This window comes from Oceaniovalibus sp. ACAM 378, assembly GCF_008085915.1.
Taxonomy (GTDB): domain Bacteria; phylum Pseudomonadota; class Alphaproteobacteria; order Rhodobacterales; family Rhodobacteraceae; genus Oceaniglobus.
On sequence record NZ_VSJK01000001.1, the window covers coordinates 1 to 19,004 of the forward strand.

Here is a 19,004-nt window from a genome sequence, read left to right on the forward strand (position 1 = left end):
TGCTTGGCCGTCAAACTTAAGTCGACTCGCGATCTGTTCCGGAGACCAGCCTGCCTTGAGCTGTTTGATCACGGCATCTCGCAGTTCAATAAACCGCACCAGCTTGCGCCGACGCGCGCGCCGGTCGCCGGCAGACCTTTGTGCAGTCACCCCGTAATAGCCGTTCAGCTTTGGCAGCTCGTCATCAATATATCTGTTCCGCTTGATCTCGCGAAACACGGTTGAACGATGCCTACCAATCTCAGCAGCAATCTTGTCCACCGACATCTTTGCATTCAACATGTCTTCTATAGTGCGTCTCTCACGTAATCCTAACTCTGTGTGGCCCATCTTCCGTTCTCCTTGCTTTCCAGCAAGATAGGGGATTTGTCGCAACCCAGTTTAGAATGTGCCCCGGCTATATCCATATATCTCATAATCGGTATTATGTTGTATATCTATTGACCATCTATCCCAGAAACGGTTTTGTTTTGTCACGTCATTCCCGTGTCAGCGCGGCGATTACGGCATCTGTGGTGCTCACTGTTGCGACATTCTGCATGGCGAAGTTGATTGATGCCCGGTGCCAGTCTTCATTCATCGTCGAACAGGCATCTTCGGGAACGACGATGTGAAATCCCTTGTCGGCTCCTGTCCGCGCCGTGTGTTCAACGCTCATGTTGGTCCAGGCGCCGCAGTTGATGATCGTGTCGCGGCCGCCATGGCGCAGATAGCTTTCAAGGCGCGTGGTTTCCCATCCGCTCATCGACATCTTTTCAACGATCAAATCACCGGATTGCGGCTCGACTCCCGGCGCTGGTCTCGCGCCCCAAGTACCTCGCACCAAAGCCTTTTCCTTTTTAAGGCTTTGCATCAGGGCCGCGTGTTGCGCGAGGAACGGATGCCCCGGTTCACAGACCATCCAGACATGGATGACCATCACGCCATTGGCCCGGGCCGCCGTCGCCAGTCGCGCGGCATTGGCCAGAACGTTCTGGGTCCGGGCATGTTCAGGCGATCCGCTGGCCGCAAAAGCGCCACCCTCCATGATCACATCGTTCTGCAGATCCTGAAGGATCAGAGCGCTGCGCGATCCGATGATACGGTCCTTGAGCGGCACGGTGATCAGTCCGGGTCTTGGCATGGTTTGCGGTTGGGTTTGCAGTTGTGGGCGCCGTTGGACCGGGTTGGGATACATGAAAGGTTCGTCGCGACCCTTTGTTTTCGTTTGTAATTCGTAAAGTGAAGTCGTGGCGCAGAGGTAAAGTGTGCTCCAATCGGCACCGCCCCAATGCAGGTTCGCCACCATTTCAGGACAGGCAATTTTGCCGATCAGCTCGCCATGGAACGAATAGACCCAGACGCCGCCGGGTGCCGTGACATAGATATTGCCGTGGAGGTCAGCCTTCATTCCGTCGGGCAAACCGGGTTTCAACGCATCCTTGATGCCACCCGCGAAAACCCGGCCGTTCTCCAGACGACCAGAGATAACATCGAACATGCGGATGTTTGCCTGATCGGTATCGTTCACCCACATCCAGCGCTCGCAAGGCGAGAAGCAAAGCCCATTTGGTTGCGAAAACAGGTAGTTGTCCACAACAAGTTCAGGTTCATCACCGGCCCTGTGACCGGGCGAAAGACGATATACACCCTGAAATCCCAGCTGTGTCGGGCGCGGCACGCCAAAATGTTCCAACCGGCCATAGGTGGGATCGGTGAACCAGATTGCGCCATCCTTGCCGACGACGATATCGTTCGGGCTGTTCAACTCGCGCCCCTGAAAATGCGAGCACAGAACCGTTCGCGTGCCGTCGGGGGTGATGCGCACCACCGACGATGTCGAATGTTCGCAGACCAGAAGATTCAGGTCGGCGTCATAGGTCATGCCGTTGCCCTTGTTTGACGGGCGCGCGATTTCACGCACGCCCTGCCCCGGCACATACTGTCGCCGCACATCCCCCGGCATGTCGGAAAAGATCAGTGACTGGTCCACCGGATGCCAGAGCGGCCCCTCGGTAAAGATGTACCCGGTGCCGATCTGGCGGATGGGTTCATGTTCGTCGATCAGGGAGCGGAAACTGTCGGCAATGGCGGTATGGGCCATGGGGCGTCCTTTCTCGGTACGTGCGGATCAGACCGGAAACCAGGGCCGGTCGGGCAGGGTCTGGGTCAGCGGCCCGGGCACCGTCATACCCAGCCGTCCGACAACCTTTTGCCGTTCGATCTTTGCCGGTTTGTCGTGGATCGGCAGCAGGAACGTATAGTTGTTCAGCAGTTTCTTGATCGCGCCCTTTTCCTCGCGCTTTGACTGGCTGTGGTTGCCAGTCACCCGGGGCTCCATCCAATTGTTCGTGTGGACATGGTTCACGATCTGATCGTTGAAATCATAGATCACATCGCCGCAGATACAGGCCAGACCTTCCGCCGTTTCAACGATCACGTTCATCGACCCTTCGGTATGGGCGCCTGCATATTCGCACCAGACGCCCGGAATGATCTCTTCGCCGCCGGTGATGTCGAGATCAAGGAACCGCATCGCCTCGGGCTCATAGATCCGGTCGACCAGATGTTTGATATCGGGTTTGGGATATTGCGGGAACATGATGCCGCTGACCGAAAACTCCATCTCGCGCCGGTTGATGACAACGGTGGTGTTCATCGGAAACTTGTCGTCTTGCCCGGCGTGGTCGATATGCAGGTGGGTGTGCAGGATATAACGGATATCACCCAGCCGCAGCCCATGTCTCACCAGTTGATTTTCGATCAGGTTGTCGTGAAACTGCAACCCGCGCATGCCGAGCGACTCCATGATCGCATTGTCGCGATAGCCGGTATCGACCAATACGGGATGTTCCCCCCCGGTGATCAAAAACCCATAGACCGGCACCCGGCGGACCCGACCGCATTCGTGGCCCAGCACCAGAAACGATGTCTCAAGTTCGATATCGCCGTAATCAAGAACGTGGATTTGCAAGGCCATATGCGCCCTCCCTAGATGCCATAGACACGGGCGGCCGTGTCGTTGAAAATTGCGGATTGTTTCTTCTTGCTCAGTGACTTGGCGCCCTTATTGAAGGCGTTGAACAGTTCTGTGTAACTGGTCCAGAGCTTTTCGATGGGAAAGTTCGATCCGAACATGCAGCGGTCCGCGCCGAAGATGTTTTCGGTGCTGACGATCATGTCTTCGATGAAATCAGGATCGTTGCGGTGGATGAACGTGCCGAAGGCCGATAATTTCGTCACCACATTGGGACAATCGGCCAGCGCTGTCATGCCATCGCGCCATTCCCTGCGACCCGCATCAGAATTATCCTCAAGCATTCCGGCATGTTGCAGAATGAACGTGATGTGCGGACAGGCGTTGGCCAGTTCGACCGCACCGGCCATCTGCGACGGGAACACCTGAAGATCGAAGCTCCAGCCGTAATCCCCCAACCGCGCGATGTTTTTCTGCACGGTCGGATTGCGGCACAAATCCGGATTGGCGGCGAAACAATAGGTCGGATTCTCGTGCCAGTGGAACTGCTGACGGATACCGCGCATCCGGTCATAGGGTTTCAGCCGGTCCAGTTGATCGCGCACATCGCCCGTGGTGAAATCGGCATATCCGACGATGGCATCGGGCATTCCAGAGGCTTCGCCTTCGCCCTGTACCCAGGCGGCTTCGTCCATGAACCAGTTTGGTGCCCAGTTTGCCTGAACATAGACCGATTTCGTGATGCCGGTTCCGGCCAGATCGGCCTGATACTCGTGGATCGTATAATCCCGCATGATCGCCCGGTAAGGCCCGAATATCCTTGGCTGTTCCGGGCCCAGAAGCCAGGGCAGATCCTTTTGCAGCCAGATGTGGTGATGTGCGTCGATCATGCCGTCCGCCTTTCACGTGCCATGGTCAAAATGTGGTTGGTGATGGCTGCGGTCCCTGCCCCGTCGGCCAAATGGATCATTGGCAAAATCGCTTTCATTCCAGCGGTTTCGGGGCTGTAGTCGGGATCTCCCGCCAGCGGCGACAGCCAGTCCAGCCGCCACGCACTTCGCCCCAGCCGCGCGACCGCATCGATCATGGCAGCCGGATCACCCCGTTCCAGCCCGTCGGAGAGCACAACCACCGCTGCGCCCCGGGCAAATCCGGCAAAGCGTGGCACGGCCAGAAACGCCGTCAGCGCCTCGCCAATCCTTGTGCCACCATCGAAATCCGCCACCGCAGCCGCCGCTCGGCTCAGCGCGCGATCCGGGTCAGACAGGCGCAGGGGCGCCGTGATCCGCGTCAGCCGGGTGCCAAGGGTGAACACTTCGGCCCGGTCGGCCGCCTGGATCACCGCATGAGCCAGTCGCAGCGTCGGTTCGGTGCGATCCTTCATCGATCCGGAAACATCGATCAACAACAGGATGCGCCGTTGCCGGGTCTTGCGCCGGGTGGTGAACAGGTGCGTCACCTCACCGCCGTGGCGGGAAGCGTCGCGCAGGGTGCGGCGCAGGTCGGGTGCATCGCCGCGTTTCGCCCGCCTGCGGCGATAGGACAATCGCCGAGGCAGTGCCGCCGGAGCCTCGCGCCGCAGCCGCGCCAGCGCGCGGTCGGCATCGTCTGCCGCGATGTCGCGTCGGCCCAACCGTTCGGCGACCACGGCATCGCCGCCTGCTTCTGTGTCGTCGCCCGCTTCGATGTCATGGGTGTCGCCGGTCGGCTCGAACGCCTCGACACTGTCGTCGTCGCCCTCGCCCGGTGCGGCAACCGTCTGCCCAAGAAAGATCGCCCGGAACAGCGCGTCGTATTCCTCCAGCCGTTCCGGCGGGATCGAGAAAAGCGCACGCCCGGCCCGCCAGATATCGGTCATGTCGCGCGGACCCAACAGGCCCACAGCCGCAATAAATCCTGCCGTTTGATCGGGCGACACCGGCATTCCCGCACGACGCAGCGCCTGCGGCAACGCAATGAACGGGGCGAGGGCACGGGGCAAAAGCTCAGTCATGCCGCCTCTCCGGGGAGCAGTTGATCCAGCCGCGGCGCGAGAAAGGCCATGTCATCGTGATCCTTGATTGCCACGCCAATCGCACGGCGGAATGCATCGGGCCAGCGCGCGCCCTGGGTGTTCAGCAGCGTCGCCGCCTCGGCCCATTCGATTGTCTCGGCCACACCCGGTGGCTTGGCCAAAGGCTCGCCGCGCAGGGCGTTGACCGATGCAACCACTGCATCCGCCGTTGCGCGCGCCACCTGCGATGCCCGGGCCATGACGATCTCGGCCTCAAGTGCCGGATCGGGATAATCAATCCAGTGATAGACACAGCGCCGGCGCAGCGCCTCGTGCAGATCACGGGTGCGGTTCGAGGTCAGCACGACAACCGGTGGCTGTGTGGCGCGCACGGTGCCAGTTTCCGGGATCGAGATGGTGAAATCCGACAGGAATTCCAGCAAAAACGCTTCGAACTCATGATCCGCCCGGTCAATTTCGTCGATCAGTAACAACGAGGTGGCGGGGTTTCTTAAAGCGGTCAGCAGCGGACGTTCCAACAGAAAATCCTCAGAATACAGATCCACTTGTTCGTCGCCTGCCTGCCGTATCGCCAGCATCTGCCGGGGATAGTTCCATTCATAGAGCGCCGCCGCCGCATCGATGCCCTCATAACACTGCAGCCGGATCACCTGCCGCCCCAGAACCCCACCCAGAGCCTTGGCCGCCTCGGTCTTGCCAACACCCGGCGCGCCCTCAAGCAGCATCGGCTTGCCCAGTGCCAGCGCCAGATAACTGGCCGTGGCCAGGGCATCGTCGGCCAGATACTGCGCGTCGATCAGGGCGCGCTGCAACGCATCGGGGCTTCCGAGCCCGGCAATGTTGGGGCGGACTGCCATTTAGCGCTGACCCTGTGGCATACTGCCGCCCTGCGTCGCGCCATTATTGCCACCCTGCGGGCGGGCTCCGCCGTTCGCCTGCAACCCGCGCAACACCTTTTCCGGCGTGATCGGCAACCGGTCGCACCGCACACCAACGGCGTTATAGATCGCATTGGCGATGGCGGGCAGAACCGGATTGGCGCACATTTCGCCCGGCCCCTTGCCACCGAATGGCGCGTCCTCGGCCGGGCGTTCCAGCACCGCGATATGGTGCGGCACGATCTGGCCGGGTCCGGGCATCAGGTAGGTGTTGAAATCCTCGGGCCCGTGCGAGCGGTCGGGGTAATAGGGTTCGGTGGTTTCATAAAGCGCGTGGGAAACGCCCATCCACGCCCCGCCGATCAACTGTTGTTCCACCAGCCTCGGGTTCAGCGCCCGACCGACCTCATAAGCCGAATTGATCTCGGTCACCTCAACCTCGCCGGTTTCGTCATCAACGATCACGTCGATCACCAATGCCGCATGGGCGAAACAGGTCACCGGGGTCATTTCTCCGGTATCGGGATCCGCATCGGACGGGGGGATCAGGAAAATACCGCGCCCCGACAGCGTGCGCCCTTGCTTGAATTGCGCAGCAGTGGCTGTGTCGGCCACGGTGATACTGCGGCTTGGCGCGCCCTTGACGTGGATATTCCCACGCCCGTCGGTGGTCAGATCGGCGGCGTTGACCTCCAATTCGTCAGCCGCCGCCTCCATCATCTGTTTGCGCGCCTCGGCGCTGGCGCGGATCACTGCGTTGCCGACCCGGTGGGTCCCGCGCGAGGCGAAAGACCCCATATCATGCGGGCCGGTGTCGCTGTCGGCGGTATCGACATAGACATCTTCGACCGGCACACCCAGAGTTTCGGCGGCGATCTGGCGGGTGACCGATTTCATCCCCTGCCCCAGATCGATCGCCGACAGAGCGACCATGAATTTACCGTCGGGCGTGGAATGGACCAACGCCTGTGCCGGATCACCGCCAAGGTTCATGCCGATGGGATAGTTGATACAGGCGAAACCGCGCCCCCGGTGAATGGCCATCTCAGCGTCTCCGCGTGCCGGACAGGAAGGGTGAGGTGCCGGGTTTGCGCACCCCCCTGCTGAACGGACGATCAGGTTGATAGGGTTTTTCGGCGGGTGGCGCGGCCTGCGGTGACGCAGGCGGTGTCGGTGCGGCAGGCGGTGGCGCATAGGCGGATGGCGCCGCCTGCTGTGACGGTGGCGCATAGGCGGGTGGCGCAGCCCGTGACGCTGCAACAGGAGCAGCCTGCGGGGGTGCTGCGGGCCTTGGTGGCACGATGTCGGCACCTGTCCTTTGCGGCGCAATCGCTTGGCGCGCATAGGTCGGCGCAGGACTGGCTACCGGTGCGCCGTGGCTGGCCGCGATGGCGTGGCCGATCCTGTCGACCTCGATTTGCATGTCCTCATTCTGGACCGGGACGGCGACAACCGCCTGGCCCGCCTGCCCGGCTGCCACCCGTCCAGTCGGTCGTTTCGACGGCGCGGTGTCAGGCGCGCGGCCTGCACGGCGCTCGCCAATCCGGCCTTCTTCGTCCGTCGCGGTTTCGGGGATCAGCGCACGGTCACCCTGCCCGCCCCCAAGCGATGTCATCGCGGCCAGATCCGCCGACAACGGCCAACCTGCCTTTCCCGCTGCCACCTGACAGCACTCGATCAAAGCGGTGTTCTTTGCCACCCGCCGGTGCGCCTTCATGTCGCCGTCACGGTATGCGTTCTTCAGCCGCAGCGCGATGGGGTCGACTCCGGTCACTTCGGACACCCGGTCCATGTGGCATTCAATGGCGAAATCGGCGGCAGTGATGCCAAAGCCCCGCATCGCCGTAGCGGGTGTGCGGTTTGTCACGACGCAAAAGACGTTGGCGGCAATATTCGGGATCGAATAGGGCCCCGGCAGATGCCCTGCCGCCTTGATGATCGCATAGGGCGACAGCCGCATATAGGCGCCTGAATCGAAGAACCCGGTGAATTCGCGGGCAATGATCGAGCCGTCGGCCATTACCCCGTCCTTGATCCGCCAGCGTTCACCGCCGCGCGGTGCGCCGACCTGCATTTCCTCGTAACGGTCCCAGGTAAAACGCACCGGTCGTCCGGTCAGAACGGCACCCAGAACGGCGGTAGGTTCGACGATGGAATCCACTTTGCCGCCAAATCCGCCCCCCGACGTTCCGCCGATGAAATGCAGCCGCGACGACGCCATATCCAGCAGCTTGGCCGTGGTGCCCAGCGAAAAGAACAGCGCCTGCGTGTTGGTATGGCAGACATAGCGGCCATTCTGTTCGGGAGCGGCAATCGCGCCGCAAGTCTCGATCGGCGCCTGTTCAATCGGCGACATCTGATACTCGGCCTCGACAATGTGATCGGCGCGGGCAAAGGCGGCATTCACATCGCCAAAGCGCAGCTTTTGATGATCGTACTTGCCGTGATAATCGAAGGTGTTGTTGGGATAGACTTCGTTCACCAGGGGCGCGCCAGGCTTCAGCGCCTCCTCGACATCCAAAACATGCGGCAGCGGATCATAATCCACCCGCACCTGCGCCACCGCATCGCGCGCCTGCCGTTCAGTGTCGGCGATGATCCAGGCGACAGTCTCCCCCAGAAACCGCACCTTGTCATGGGCACACAGCGGTTCATCATCGCGACCGAAATTGATCAGCGACAGCAGCGTGTTCAAGTTCACCGGCACATCGCGGGCCGTCACCACACGCCGCACACCGGGCATAACGGCAGCGCGAGAGGTGTCGATATTGCGGATGCGGGCGTGGTGATGCGGCGAGCGGACCGCGCGCATGTGCAGCAACCCGTCAAACAGATGGTCGTCGAAATACGGCGTGCGCCCGGTGACATGGCCCAGAATATCCTGCCGTATCGTCGGCTTGCCGATTTCGTGCAGTGTGTCGTCACGTTCGTCGGCGAACAGATCCTTGCGGAATTCGACGGTGGTCATGCGGTTCTCCCCTGCATCTTTGCCGCCGCCGTCAGGATGGCGTCGACGATGGGTTCGTATCCGGTGCACCGGCACAGATTGCCGCTGATCGCCTCAATCACCTGATCCCTTGTCGGATTTGGTGTCTGGTCAAGCAGTGCCTTGGCCGACATCAACATACCGGCAGTGCAGAATCCGCATTGCGCGGCGAACCCCTCCATAAAGGCGGTCTGCAGCGGGTGAAGTTCCGGCCCGACCGCCAGCCCGCCAGTGGTCGAGATACGCCGCCCCTCGGCCATTTCGGCGAGGGTGAGACAGGACAGATGCGGCACCCCGTCAATCAGCACGGTGCAGGCGCCACAGGCGCCCTGAGCACAGCCCTCTTTTGGCGTCAGATCGCCCGCGCCCCGGCGCAAGACGTCCAACAGGTTGCTGCCGGGAACTACAAACACCCCGATTTCGGCGTCGTTCAGCGTGAAGGTCAGCGGTACTTTGGCCATCACCTTGTCTCCAACAAAAGTCGTTTGAGATGCACCGGCGCGACTGCGCGGCGATACCACGCGGTTGCCAGCGGATCATCGGCGGGTTGCAACCCGTCACAACATACCGCCAAAGCCGCGGCGATCCCCGGCTCGGTCAGGTCGCGCCCGCGCAGCGCCTGTTCCGCCGCCTTCGCCCGCAGCGGAGTCGGCCCCATGGTGCCAAAGGCAATCCGCGCCTCGTCAATCCGGCCCGAGCCGCGCAGCCACAGGGCAATCGCCATCATCGACGCACCTTTCGGTTTCACGCGGCTGATCTTGGCAAAGCGGAATTCCCGCTCGGACACCCGTGGCACAGTGACGGCCACCACCAACCCGCGCGCCCGGTCACGCCCCGACAGGAAGCTCTCCATCGGCTGGTTTTGCCCGTCAGCCATTTGCACCGTTGCATCCAGCGCAAGCAGTGCGGTGGCGAAGTCACCAAAGGGCGCCGCGGCGAACAGATTGCCGCCGACCGTCCCCATGTTGCGCACCGCCGGACCACCGATGACCCGCGCCACAGGATGGAGAAACCCTGCATCACGCGACGCCAGAACGTCGGCCATCGTCGCCCCCGCGCCGATCCTCACCCCCTGCCCCTCATTGCGGATGGTTCGGTCGATCTCGCGACTTATCACAATCCGATCAAAGCTTTGATCGCCATAGTTCACAGCCCGCATCAACAGCGTCCCACCGCCGATATAGCGCGCCCGATCGCCGATCGCCTGCGATGCTTCGCGCAGGGTCGGATATGTCTCAACACTCAAGCTCATGCGCCCTCCAGCCCCATATGCGTGCGGATTGCGTCGAGCCCCGCGGAGTAAATGTTATCGCCCACCATCGCCGCCAGCTCGGCCTCGCGCCCCTTGGGGGTGTCAAAGCGGCTGCGCCAATCACAGAAGGTGTGATCGCTGTCGGTCACCGGGATCAGCCGCAAATGCGCGACATAGTTCAGCAGCGGAATCGGCGTATCCAGCAGGCAATAACTGAAGGTGGTTTCAGCGTCCGAAAGGCTCAGCAATTGCTCGCGCAGCTCCGACCCGTCAGCCAGCCGAAACGCACGCACACATCCGACACGGTCACTGTCGCGGCCCCGCTCGATGGCGCTTGTTGCCACGGCGGGATGCCAGCGGTCATGGCCGTTAAAATCGCGCACCACATCCCACACCGCCTCAATCGGCGCCGCCAGAATAGTGCTGCGGATGACGGTGACCATCTCAGCCCCCAAAATGCCGTTTCAGCGCGTCGAAACCGCCCTGAAACACATTGGTCCCGATCCCGCTTATCAGATCGGCTTCATCCTTCGCCTCACACTCGAATTCTGCCGACCATTCGGCAAATGTCCGTAGGCCATCGGTCACGGGGGTCAGTCGAACCGTCGCCATATAGTCCCACAGGGGCATTGGGCCCTCAACCATGGAATAGGTGAAGAACGTATCGTAATCACTTAGTCCCAATAACTTTTCACGGATCATATCACCATTCTGAAGGTGAAAGTTTCGAATGCAGCCGATCTTGTCTCCCGGCAGGGCGTCTTCGATCCGGCTGTCGCGGATGCGCGGGTGCCATTTTGGCATGGCGTTGAAATCGCGGATCCTTTCCCAGACGCGCGATGCCTCGGCGGGGATGACGGAACTGATGAAAACACGTGCCATTTACGATTTCTCCCCGGGCTTTTCGCCCGCCGGTTTTGAGGACTTGGCGCGGGCCATCTCGTTTGCCGCGCGCGTCATGTCCGAGGCATTGCGGAATATGTCGGACTTGCCGATATTCGCACCGTCCAGCCCGATATCAGCCAGCAAACTGTCGACCATCGGCGCCTGCACACGGTAGCGCAAGGCGCTGTTCATCACCTCGTCCGTCGGGCTTGAACCGCCGCCGCCGCTGCCGCCCGGCGATCCATCGGCCCAGTTCAGCCCCTGTGTGCCGCTGCCGCCCAGTTGCATGATCCGGATATCGTTGATCTTTTCCAACGGCTTGACGCTGGCGGCGACGATGCCTTCCACATGCTCGAGCATCTTGCGCTTGAACAGCGAGGTGCGCGCGCCTTCGGTCAGAACGTTCTCGGCCTCGTTGATCAGCTTCTGCGCCTCGGCCTCGACTGCGCTGCGGATCTTGTCGGCCTCGGCCTTGATGCGGGTCTTTTCCGCCTCCAGTTCGGCCGCTGTCACGCCGACAACCTTGCGACGCGACGCCTCTTCACGCTCGCCTGCGGTCTTGACCTTCTCTGCGGCCTCGACGGCGCGGGCGCGGGCATTGTCGGCCTCAATGGCGGCAGCGGATTGATCCAGCGACTTCTGATACAGCGCGATGGCTTTTTCCATAATTGCCTCTTCCACGGCCCTTTCGCGGCCGATTTCAAGACGCCGACGCTCGGTCTGGTGGCCGATGCGGGCATCATCCAGCCCGCGTTCCGACGCGATACGGGCCCGCTCAATCTCTTCCTGACTGGCAATCTCGGCCTCGTTCAAGGCCTGAACCCGAGCGATTTCAAGCTGTTCCAGCGCACGGCGGCGCTCCAAACGTCTCGCCTCCAACTCCTGCTCGGCGCCGATCCTTTCGGCGTCTACCGTTTTGGTCTTGGCAACCCGGGCGGCCTCGATGGCCTGATCCGCAGCGATCTGGGCAGCATCCAACGCCTGGTTCCGCTGGATCTCCAGATCCCGGATCTTGCGGTCGCGGGCAATCTTCTCGATGGTCGTCTCGGACTCTTTCTCGATCCGCTGACCGTCGATCAACCGGCGGGATGAGATTTCAGCCGCCTCGATCGCCTCGTGCTTCTCAATCTCGCGACTGCGGATTTCAGCGTCACGGGCGATTTCGGCCGCCCGGGTGCGAACGGATTCAGCGATCTTGGCGGCACTGACCACTTCCTGAGCGGTTGTTGTGGCCACGTCGATGGCGCGGTTGCGGGCAATCTCACGCTCGCGCATGTCTTGTTCATAGGCAATGCGCTCGGCGGCCAGCTTTTTCTCCTTGGCGATGCGTTTCGCCTCGACCGCTTCCTGTTTGGCGGTTTCAGCAAATGCAACCGCCTGTTCGCGAGCCAGATCGCGCTCTTTCGTGCGTTCTTCGCTTTCAATCCTCTCGACGGCGGTACGGGCATCGGTGGCGATGCGGGACTTATCCACAGCCTCGCGCGCCGCGATTTCGGCCTGTTCTATGGCCTCGTTGCGCGCGATTTCCAATCCACGCACGCGCTGCTCCTGCGCAATCCGTTCCTTGCTGGTCATTTCCGAGGCTTCGATTTCGGCCTTGTCCAACACGCGACGCTGTTCAATTTCCAACGCACGAGTGGCCTGCTGGCTTTCGATCCGTTCAGCGGCAAGCATCTTTTCACGGGCGATCCGCGCAGCCTCAATCGCTTGTTCACTTGCGATTTCAGCAGCTTCAAGCGCTTTCCTGCGTTCGATTTCCAGCGTGCGGGTTTCCCTGTCCGAACTGATGCGCTCGGCGCTGATCGTCCGCTCCTGGGCGATGCGCAGCCGTTCTGATGCCTCTCGACTGGCGATCTCGGCTTCTTCGATGGCAAGGTTGCGCGCAATCTCCTTCTCTCGGGTGTTGCGTTCTGAATCAATCCGCGCCTCGGTGATTTCCCGCTCCTGCGCGATCTTGGCTTTTTCGATCACCTCGCGAGCAGAAAGATCGGCCGCTTCGATGATGCGTTTGCGATTGATCTCGCTGCTCTGGGTTTGCAGATCCTTCTCGATCCGCGCCTCGGTTAAGCTGCGCTCCTGCGCAATACGCGCCTTTTCAATGGATTCGCGGGCGGAAATCTCGGCTGCGTCGGTGTCGCGGGTGTTGGTGATCCGCGCCTCGGTCAGGGTACGTTCCTGCAGGATGCGCGCCTTTTCGACGACTTCGCGGGTTGAAATCTCGGCCTCGTCGATCACCCGCTGGCGTTCAATTTCATGCTGTCGGATTTTCCGTTCCGAGGCAATTCGGGCTTCGGCGATCTGCTCTTCGTTTGAGATCCGGGCACGTTCGATGGCCTCGCGGCTGAGCAGGGTCGCCTCTTCCCCCTCCTTTTCCCGTTCGCCACGTTCGCGGGCAAGGTCGGCACGCTGCTGGGCGCGACGGAATTCGATATCACGCTCTTGATCCAGCCGGGCCGATTCCGATTCACGTTCAATATCAAGGCTCTGCCGCTCGGCTTCAAGGTTGCGCGTGCGGATCTTGATCATCGTATCCTGTTCGATGTCATTCCGGAGCTTGCGTCGCCCCTCGATCGCCTCAATCACCGAAGTCAGACCTTCGGCGTCGAACCGATTGGAAGGATTGAAATATTCGATATCCGTCTGATCGATATCCAGGATCGCAACGCTTTCCAGTTCCAACCCGTTTTTATCCAACCCCTCCTGCGCATAGGCCAGCACCCGGCGCACATATTCGCCGCGCTGTTCGTGCAGTTCTTCCATCGTCATTTCCGACGCGACCGCGCGCATCGCCGACACGAATTTCCCAGACAATAACTGGTGAATCCGCTCGGGCTCCAACGTCCGGCGCCCAAGGGTAGAGGCTGCGAGGGTGACCGCCTGCCGCGTCTGCGCCACGCGGACATAGAACGACGCCTCGATGTCCACGCGCATCCGGTCCTTGGTGATCAGCGCACGGTCCTTTTCCCGGGTCACGTTCAGATCGAGCGAATTCATGTTGACCGGCGTGATGTCGTGAATGATCGGCCAGACAAAAGCACCGCCGTCGATCACCACCTTTTCCCCCAGGAATCCGGTGCGGACAAAGGCGATTTCCTTGGTCGAGCGGCGATACAGCCAGTTCATCACCCAATACAGGATGAAGATGACGATCACCGCCATGATCAGCCACAGGATGAGCTGTCCTATCAATTGTCCGGTCATGTGTTAATCCTCATGTACTGGGTGAATTCCGTCGCTCTAGCGGCTGATATTCTTGAATTTTCTAGTTTGTTCAGTAAGTGCTATCTCGGTCGGAAGACGCTCCATCGACGAAGCGCCATAGAACCCGTGACAGTGCTTCGTGTTCTTCAGGACGTATTCGGCATCTTCGGGCATCGCCACCGGGCCGCCATGTACAAGCACGATAACATCGGGGTTCACCTCCAGTGCCGCCTTCGCCCAGGCATCGGTCAGTCCCGGCGCCTGCTCCAGCGTCACGCCGGTTTCCGCGCCGATGGACCCGCCGGTCGTCAGGCCCAGATGGACGACGATGATATCGGCACCTGCCCCGGCCATCGCGCGGGCGTCATCCTCGCAAAACACGTAAGGCGTTGTCAGCATGTCCTTTTCATGGGCCATGCGGATCATGTCGACCTCGAGAGAAAAGGACATTCCGGTCTCTTCCAGATTGGCGCGAAACGTCCCGTCAATCAGCCCGACAGTGGGAAAGTTCTGCACCCCCGAAAATCCCGCGGCCTTGATCTGATCCAGAAACTTGTCCATCAGCCGAAACGGGTCCGAGGCACAGACCCCGGCCAGCACCGGCGTATGTTTGACCACCGGAAGAACCTCGCCCGCCATTTCCATCACCACGGCGTTCGCGTCACCGTAAGGCATCAGCCCCGCCAGCGATCCGCGCCCGGCCATACGATACCGACCCGAGTTGTAGATGACGATCAGGTCGATCCCCCCCGCCTCTTCGCATTTTGCCGACAGGCCGGTCCCGGCGCCGCCACCGACAATGGGTGTGCCCGCGTCGCGCATGGCACGGAATTTCTTCATAAGTTCGGTGCGGTCATGCATCTTCAGGCTCCTTTGGCGCGTATGGGCTGGGTGTGGAAAGACCGGAAAGTCTTGACCACCAGATCGGCAAAGGCCGGATCATTGATGTGATGCGGCACGCGCACCAACTGTCGGTTCGCGGTCTGGTTAACCGTCTTTTCCAATGTCTCGAACAGGGCGCGGTTGGCGGCAGGATCCCAGAACGGTTGCCCCGGAGCATCCAAGGCTGAAACTCCGCCCTCGGGCAGGAAAAACCGCACAACACCGTTCATCCGGTTGATTTTTTCGCCAATAAAACGTGCCATTGCGACGTTTTCTTCAACCGTGGTGCGCATCAATGTGATCTGCGGATTATGTTCATACAGCAACCTGCCGCGGTATTTCTCAGGCACCGTATCAGGTGCATTGAAATTCACCATGTCAAGCGCGCCGCAGGCCCCGATGAACGGCTGACGCGATGCTATGGCGGCGTCGAATCTGGTTTCATCCGACCCGAACACACCACCCGCGATCATATCGCAAACCTCGGTCGTGGTCAGATCAAGAACGCCCGACAACATACCGGATGATAACAGTTTTTCCATCGCCCTTCCGCCTGTCCCGGTGGCGTGGAAAACAAGACAGTCGAAATCGTCGAGCTGTGCGACAACCTGTTGCACGCAGGTGGTGGTGACGCCGAACATGGTCAACCCGATGGCAGGCTTGTCAATCGCCGGTCTGGGCACACTTCGCGCCTTTGCCATGGCGGCCACCGCGTTTGCAGCGTTTCCCAGGACCTCGCGGGTGATCGAATTCAGACCCTGCACATCGGCGACCGAGTGCATCATCGTTATGTCGCTGGGCCCGACATAGTGTGCGATATTTCCACTGGCCACGGTGGAAACGATCAACTTTGGCACGCCCACTGGCGGCACACGAAACCCCGGTGCAACCATCGCGGTGCCGCCCGACCCACCAGCCGCCAGAAATCCTGCGATGTCGCCCCGGCTGCGCGCCCAACGCTCGAATGCCACTGTCATACCTGCCACCGCGCTACCGCGATCACCGGTAAATACGCCCGCCGCGCCGCGCGGATGGAATCCGGCAACCACGGCAGGCGGAATTTCGGCGCCCGAGGGTCTGCCGCGGGTCGACAAATCGACCAGAGCCACCCGTACGCCATGGGATTTGACGATGTCGCGCATAAACCGCAACTCGTCCCCTTTGGTGTCAAACGTGCCGCAGACATAGACAATTCCACCGCGCGCATCGGGTCTGGGTGCCTGTTCCAATCGCTTGGTCGCCACTTCGGTGACTGTGCGTGCCGAATGCTCCAGAACATGCACCGGGACAGTCGCGCTCCAACGTGTCGGGGTTTTGGGGTTCGACAGATAGACCTTGGCGGGACCTTTGGGTGCATGTTCCGCCTGGCGCTGGGTGTCGTCGGGGGTTTCGTCATGGGCGTGGCGGCCCACCCCCAGCAGGGCCTGTTGCAGTTCACGATCACCGGCCAGCAATCCCGCGTCCATCACGCGATTGATCTTGCCATTCACCATGATCGCCACACGTTCGGCCACGGAACAGGCGACGCCGATGTTCTGTTCGATCACCAGAACGTCGATATCCCCCTCTTGCCCCAGCCGGATCAGCATTTCGGTAACCTGTTGCACGATGACGGGTGCCAAACCTTCGGTCGGTTCGTCCATCACCAAAAGGCGGGGGTTCAGCAAAAGCGCGCGCCCGATGGCCAGCATCTGCTGCTCGCCGCCCGAGAGCTGACCGCCACCGTTGGATTTACGCTCGGCCAGACGAGGAAAGATCGAATAGATCCGTTCCGGGGTCCATGCGCCGCCCTTTTTCGCCACCAGTTGCAGGTGTTCATCGACGGTCAGCGATTTCCACAGACGCCGTCCCTGTGGCACATATCCGACACCAAGACGCGCGACCTCGGCCGGGGAAAGCCCCGTAAGGGACTGACCGGCCAGCGAAATCGAGCCTGCCGCCGTGGGCACCAACCCCATGATCGCGCGGCACAGCGTCGTCTTGCCCATGCCGTTGCGCCCGACCACCGACAGCACGCCATGGCCCAGCGTCAGGTTCACCCCCTGCAACGCATGCGACTGACCGTAGTAGACGTTGAGATCCTTGACCTCGAGGATATTTCCGACCCGCTCAGCCATGACCACCCCCAAGATACAGCGCCTGCACTTCGGGATCTTCCTCGATCTCGGCCGGTTTGCCCTCTTTGAAGATGCGGCCATTGTGCATCATCGTCACCCGGTCGGACACGCGCAGCGCGACATCCATGTCATGTTCGATGATGATAAATCCCACATGGCCCGGCAGGCCGGTCAGGATATCGACCAGCTCGCGCCGTTCGGTGGGCGACAGCCCTGCCGCGGGTTCATCGAACAGGATGAAGCGCGGCGCGCCCGACAGGGCCATCGCGATTTCCAACTGCCGCTGCTGACCATAGGACAGATTGCTGACCATCGTGTCACGCACATCATCCAGGTGGACAACGCGCACCAGATCCTCGGCCGATTGCATCAAAGCGTCATTGCGGCGGGGACGCAGCAGGGAAAACCGCCCACGCGACACGCCCCGGCAGGCCAGATAGATATTGTCGATCACAGACAGACCGGTAAACAACAGCGATATCTGATAGGTACGGCGCAACCCCCGGCGAATACGCTCTTGCGCGGGAAAGCCGGTCACATCCTCGCCGAAGAACCGGATCGAGCCTGTGGTCGGGGGGAAATCGCCGGTGATGCAGTTGAACAGAGTCGTTTTGCCCGCACCGTTGCTGCCCAGAACCGCGCGCCGCTCGCCCGGCTTGACCGTCATGTCGATGTCGCCCAGAGCCTCAAGCGCGCCGAACATTTTACTGACCCCGCGCAGTTCCAAAGCATTGGCGGTGCCGGTGGCGGCCATCCTGTCGGAGATATTGGTGGCGGAAACGCTCATCTCTGGCCCCCGGTCAATGGATCGCGGCGACGGCTTGCCTTGAGCTTTTCCCACAGGCCGAGCAGGCCGTCGGGTGAAAAGAATACGATGATCAGAAACCCCATCCCGATCAGCAGCTGGAACCGTTCACCCCCAAGCCCAAGCGCGATCAGCACATCCACCGCAAAAGTCTTGAGCAGTACAAAGATGAAAGCACCGATAAAAGCGCCGATCGGATGACGCAGCCCGCCGATCACCGCGATCACCAGAATGTCGATGGCAGACTGGATTCCTACGGTTCCGGGCGAGATCTGCGCCGACTGCCAGGTCAGAAGAATGCCGCCAATTCCGGCAATCACCGCCGCGAAGGCATAGGCGGCAACCCGGTGTGCCGTCACATTATACCCCAGCGCGGCCATGCGGCGCGGGTTGTCACGAACCCCCTGCAACGCCAGCCCGAACGGCGCACGCGATACATAAAGCACCGCGCCAAACCCGGTAACGGCCCAGAACATCGTAAGGTAATAGAACGCCTCGGGGCCGCGCCAGTCGATCCCGAACAGCTCTGGCGGCAGGACCGAGTTGAACCCCTGAAACCCGTTGAACAGCTCATAGTTCTGCCGGGTGAAATAGAAGAACGCTGCCGCGATGGCGAGCGTGATCATGATGGTGTAAATACCCTCGGTCCGCACAGCCAGCCAGCCAACCGCGGTAGCAAAGATAACCGTCAGGAACAGCGCAAGCGGGATCACGATCCACCACGGCCAGCCCTGCGATATGCCGCTGATCGCACTGTCGCCAAAGATCGCGACCATATAGCCCGCAAACCCCGCAAATGCCATTTGTGCCAGCGAAACCATGCCGCCATAACCGCCGAGAAACATCAGCGACAGCGCGATCAGACCAAGGATGAACGTCCAGCCCATGATCTGGAACATCACGAAATCGCTGGCAAATGCCGGTATGATCAGCAGCAGGATGCCAAGCACCCAATAGGCGGGTGGGACGGACGCAATCCGGCGACGCAGGTCCGTGGTCGTGGTGCGAGGAGAGTCGATAGCCACCAT

General features: G+C 61.0%; 17 protein-coding genes. All 17 read right to left on the reverse strand.

The window, feature by feature from the left end; all coding sequences use genetic code 11:
* The coding region (locus tag FQ320_RS00005; protein ID WP_148468796.1) for a helix-turn-helix domain-containing protein at positions 1-330 on the reverse strand (330 nt) is incomplete at its 3' end.
* 148 nt (positions 331-478) lie between these two features.
* A complete protein-coding gene (locus FQ320_RS00010) occupies positions 479-2,083 on the reverse strand; it encodes an isochorismatase family protein (protein ID WP_148468798.1) in 1,605 nt (534 codons plus the stop codon).
* A 27-nt stretch (positions 2,084-2,110) separates the two neighbouring features.
* The gene (locus tag FQ320_RS00015; RefSeq protein WP_148468800.1) at positions 2,111-2,959 is read right to left on the reverse strand and encodes an N-acyl homoserine lactonase family protein; all 849 of its coding nucleotides are present in this window, start codon (positions 2,957-2,959) and stop codon (positions 2,111-2,113) included.
* An 11-nt stretch (positions 2,960-2,970) separates the two neighbouring features.
* On the reverse strand, positions 2,971-3,846 hold the full coding sequence (locus FQ320_RS00020; protein WP_148468802.1) for an amidohydrolase: 876 nt from the start codon (positions 3,844-3,846) through the stop codon (positions 2,971-2,973).
* Positions 3,843-4,949: a VWA domain-containing protein gene (locus tag FQ320_RS00025; protein ID WP_148468804.1), complete on the reverse strand. Its 1,107-nt coding sequence runs from the start codon at positions 4,947-4,949 to the stop codon at positions 3,843-3,845. The genes FQ320_RS00020 and FQ320_RS00025 overlap by 4 nt, the downstream gene beginning before the upstream one ends.
* Positions 4,946-5,827 carry a MoxR family ATPase gene (locus tag FQ320_RS00030; RefSeq protein WP_148468805.1) on the reverse strand — a complete coding sequence of 294 codons (882 nt, stop codon included), beginning with the start codon at positions 5,825-5,827 and terminating at the stop codon, positions 4,946-4,948. Before FQ320_RS00030 ends, FQ320_RS00025 begins: the two co-directional genes overlap by 4 nt.
* Entirely contained in the window at positions 5,828-6,892 is a 1,065-nt protein-coding gene (locus FQ320_RS00035; RefSeq protein WP_148468807.1) for a xanthine dehydrogenase family protein molybdopterin-binding subunit, read from the reverse strand.
* A 1-nt stretch (position 6,893) separates the two neighbouring features.
* Positions 6,894-8,816, reverse strand: a complete 1,923-nt coding sequence (locus tag FQ320_RS00040; protein WP_148468809.1) for a xanthine dehydrogenase family protein molybdopterin-binding subunit — start codon at positions 8,814-8,816, stop codon at positions 6,894-6,896.
* Positions 8,813-9,295, reverse strand: a complete 483-nt coding sequence (locus FQ320_RS00045) for a (2Fe-2S)-binding protein (protein WP_148468810.1) — start codon at positions 9,293-9,295, stop codon at positions 8,813-8,815. Before FQ320_RS00045 ends, FQ320_RS00040 begins: the two co-directional genes overlap by 4 nt.
* Entirely contained in the window at positions 9,295-10,086 is a 792-nt protein-coding gene (locus tag FQ320_RS00050) for a xanthine dehydrogenase family protein subunit M (RefSeq protein ID WP_148468812.1), read from the reverse strand. The genes FQ320_RS00045 and FQ320_RS00050 overlap by 1 nt, the downstream gene beginning before the upstream one ends.
* A complete protein-coding gene (locus FQ320_RS00055) occupies positions 10,083-10,529 on the reverse strand; it encodes an SRPBCC family protein (protein WP_148468814.1) in 447 nt (148 codons plus the stop codon). The genes FQ320_RS00050 and FQ320_RS00055 overlap by 4 nt, the downstream gene beginning before the upstream one ends.
* Position 10,530: 1 nt before the next feature.
* On the reverse strand, positions 10,531-10,968 hold the full coding sequence (locus FQ320_RS00060; RefSeq protein WP_148468816.1) for an SRPBCC family protein: 438 nt from the start codon (positions 10,966-10,968) through the stop codon (positions 10,531-10,533).
* Positions 10,969-14,172, reverse strand: a complete 3,204-nt coding sequence (locus tag FQ320_RS00065) for a flotillin family protein (protein WP_148468817.1) — start codon at positions 14,170-14,172, stop codon at positions 10,969-10,971. It lies immediately after the preceding gene.
* A gap of 36 nt (positions 14,173-14,208) precedes the next feature.
* Positions 14,209-15,033 carry a phosphoenolpyruvate hydrolase family protein gene (locus tag FQ320_RS00070; protein ID WP_148468819.1) on the reverse strand — a complete coding sequence of 275 codons (825 nt, stop codon included), beginning with the start codon at positions 15,031-15,033 and terminating at the stop codon, positions 14,209-14,211.
* Between the two features lie 2 nt (positions 15,034-15,035).
* Positions 15,036-17,171: an ABC transporter permease gene (locus tag FQ320_RS00075; RefSeq protein ID WP_148468821.1), complete on the reverse strand. Its 2,136-nt coding sequence runs from the start codon at positions 17,169-17,171 to the stop codon at positions 15,036-15,038.
* Complete coding sequence (locus FQ320_RS00080; RefSeq protein WP_148468823.1) at positions 17,164-17,958, reverse strand: ABC transporter ATP-binding protein; 795 nt, start codon at positions 17,956-17,958, stop codon at positions 17,164-17,166. Before FQ320_RS00080 ends, FQ320_RS00075 begins: the two co-directional genes overlap by 8 nt.
* A complete protein-coding gene (locus tag FQ320_RS00085; RefSeq protein ID WP_148468825.1) occupies positions 17,955-19,004 on the reverse strand; it encodes a branched-chain amino acid ABC transporter permease in 1,050 nt (349 codons plus the stop codon). Before FQ320_RS00085 ends, FQ320_RS00080 begins: the two co-directional genes overlap by 4 nt.

What these genes read in the sequence shown, in the direction of transcription:
- FQ320_RS00010 (WP_148468798.1), bottom strand. Translation starts at nt 2,083, where the DNA reads ATGGCCCATACCGCCATTGCCGACAGTTTCCGCTCCCTGATCGACGAA.
- FQ320_RS00015 (WP_148468800.1), bottom strand. Translation starts at nt 2,959, where the DNA reads ATGGCCTTGCAAATCCACGTTCTTGATTACGGCGATATCGAACTTGAG.
- FQ320_RS00020 (WP_148468802.1), bottom strand. Translation starts at nt 3,846, where the DNA reads ATGATCGACGCACATCACCACATCTGGCTGCAAAAGGATCTGCCCTGG.
- FQ320_RS00025 (WP_148468804.1), bottom strand. Translation starts at nt 4,949, where the DNA reads ATGACTGAGCTTTTGCCCCGTGCCCTCGCCCCGTTCATTGCGTTGCCG.
- FQ320_RS00030 (WP_148468805.1), bottom strand. Translation starts at nt 5,827, where the DNA reads ATGGCAGTCCGCCCCAACATTGCCGGGCTCGGAAGCCCCGATGCGTTG.
- FQ320_RS00035 (WP_148468807.1), bottom strand. Translation starts at nt 6,892, where the DNA reads ATGGCCATTCACCGGGGGCGCGGTTTCGCCTGTATCAACTATCCCATC.
- FQ320_RS00040 (WP_148468809.1), bottom strand. Translation starts at nt 8,816, where the DNA reads ATGACCACCGTCGAATTCCGCAAGGATCTGTTCGCCGACGAACGTGAC.
- FQ320_RS00045 (WP_148468810.1), bottom strand. Translation starts at nt 9,295, where the DNA reads ATGGCCAAAGTACCGCTGACCTTCACGCTGAACGACGCCGAAATCGGG.
- FQ320_RS00050 (WP_148468812.1), bottom strand. Translation starts at nt 10,086, where the DNA reads ATGAGCTTGAGTGTTGAGACATATCCGACCCTGCGCGAAGCATCGCAG.
- FQ320_RS00055 (WP_148468814.1), bottom strand. Translation starts at nt 10,529, where the DNA reads ATGGTCACCGTCATCCGCAGCACTATTCTGGCGGCGCCGATTGAGGCG.
- FQ320_RS00060 (WP_148468816.1), bottom strand. Translation starts at nt 10,968, where the DNA reads ATGGCACGTGTTTTCATCAGTTCCGTCATCCCCGCCGAGGCATCGCGC.
- FQ320_RS00065 (WP_148468817.1), bottom strand. Translation starts at nt 14,172, where the DNA reads ATGACCGGACAATTGATAGGACAGCTCATCCTGTGGCTGATCATGGCG.
- FQ320_RS00070 (WP_148468819.1), bottom strand. Translation starts at nt 15,033, where the DNA reads ATGCATGACCGCACCGAACTTATGAAGAAATTCCGTGCCATGCGCGAC.
- FQ320_RS00075 (WP_148468821.1), bottom strand. Translation starts at nt 17,171, where the DNA reads ATGGCTGAGCGGGTCGGAAATATCCTCGAGGTCAAGGATCTCAACGTC.
- FQ320_RS00080 (WP_148468823.1), bottom strand. Translation starts at nt 17,958, where the DNA reads ATGAGCGTTTCCGCCACCAATATCTCCGACAGGATGGCCGCCACCGGC.
- FQ320_RS00085 (WP_148468825.1), bottom strand. Translation starts at nt 19,004, where the DNA reads ATGGTGGCTATCGACTCTCCTCGCACCACGACCACGGACCTGCGTCGC.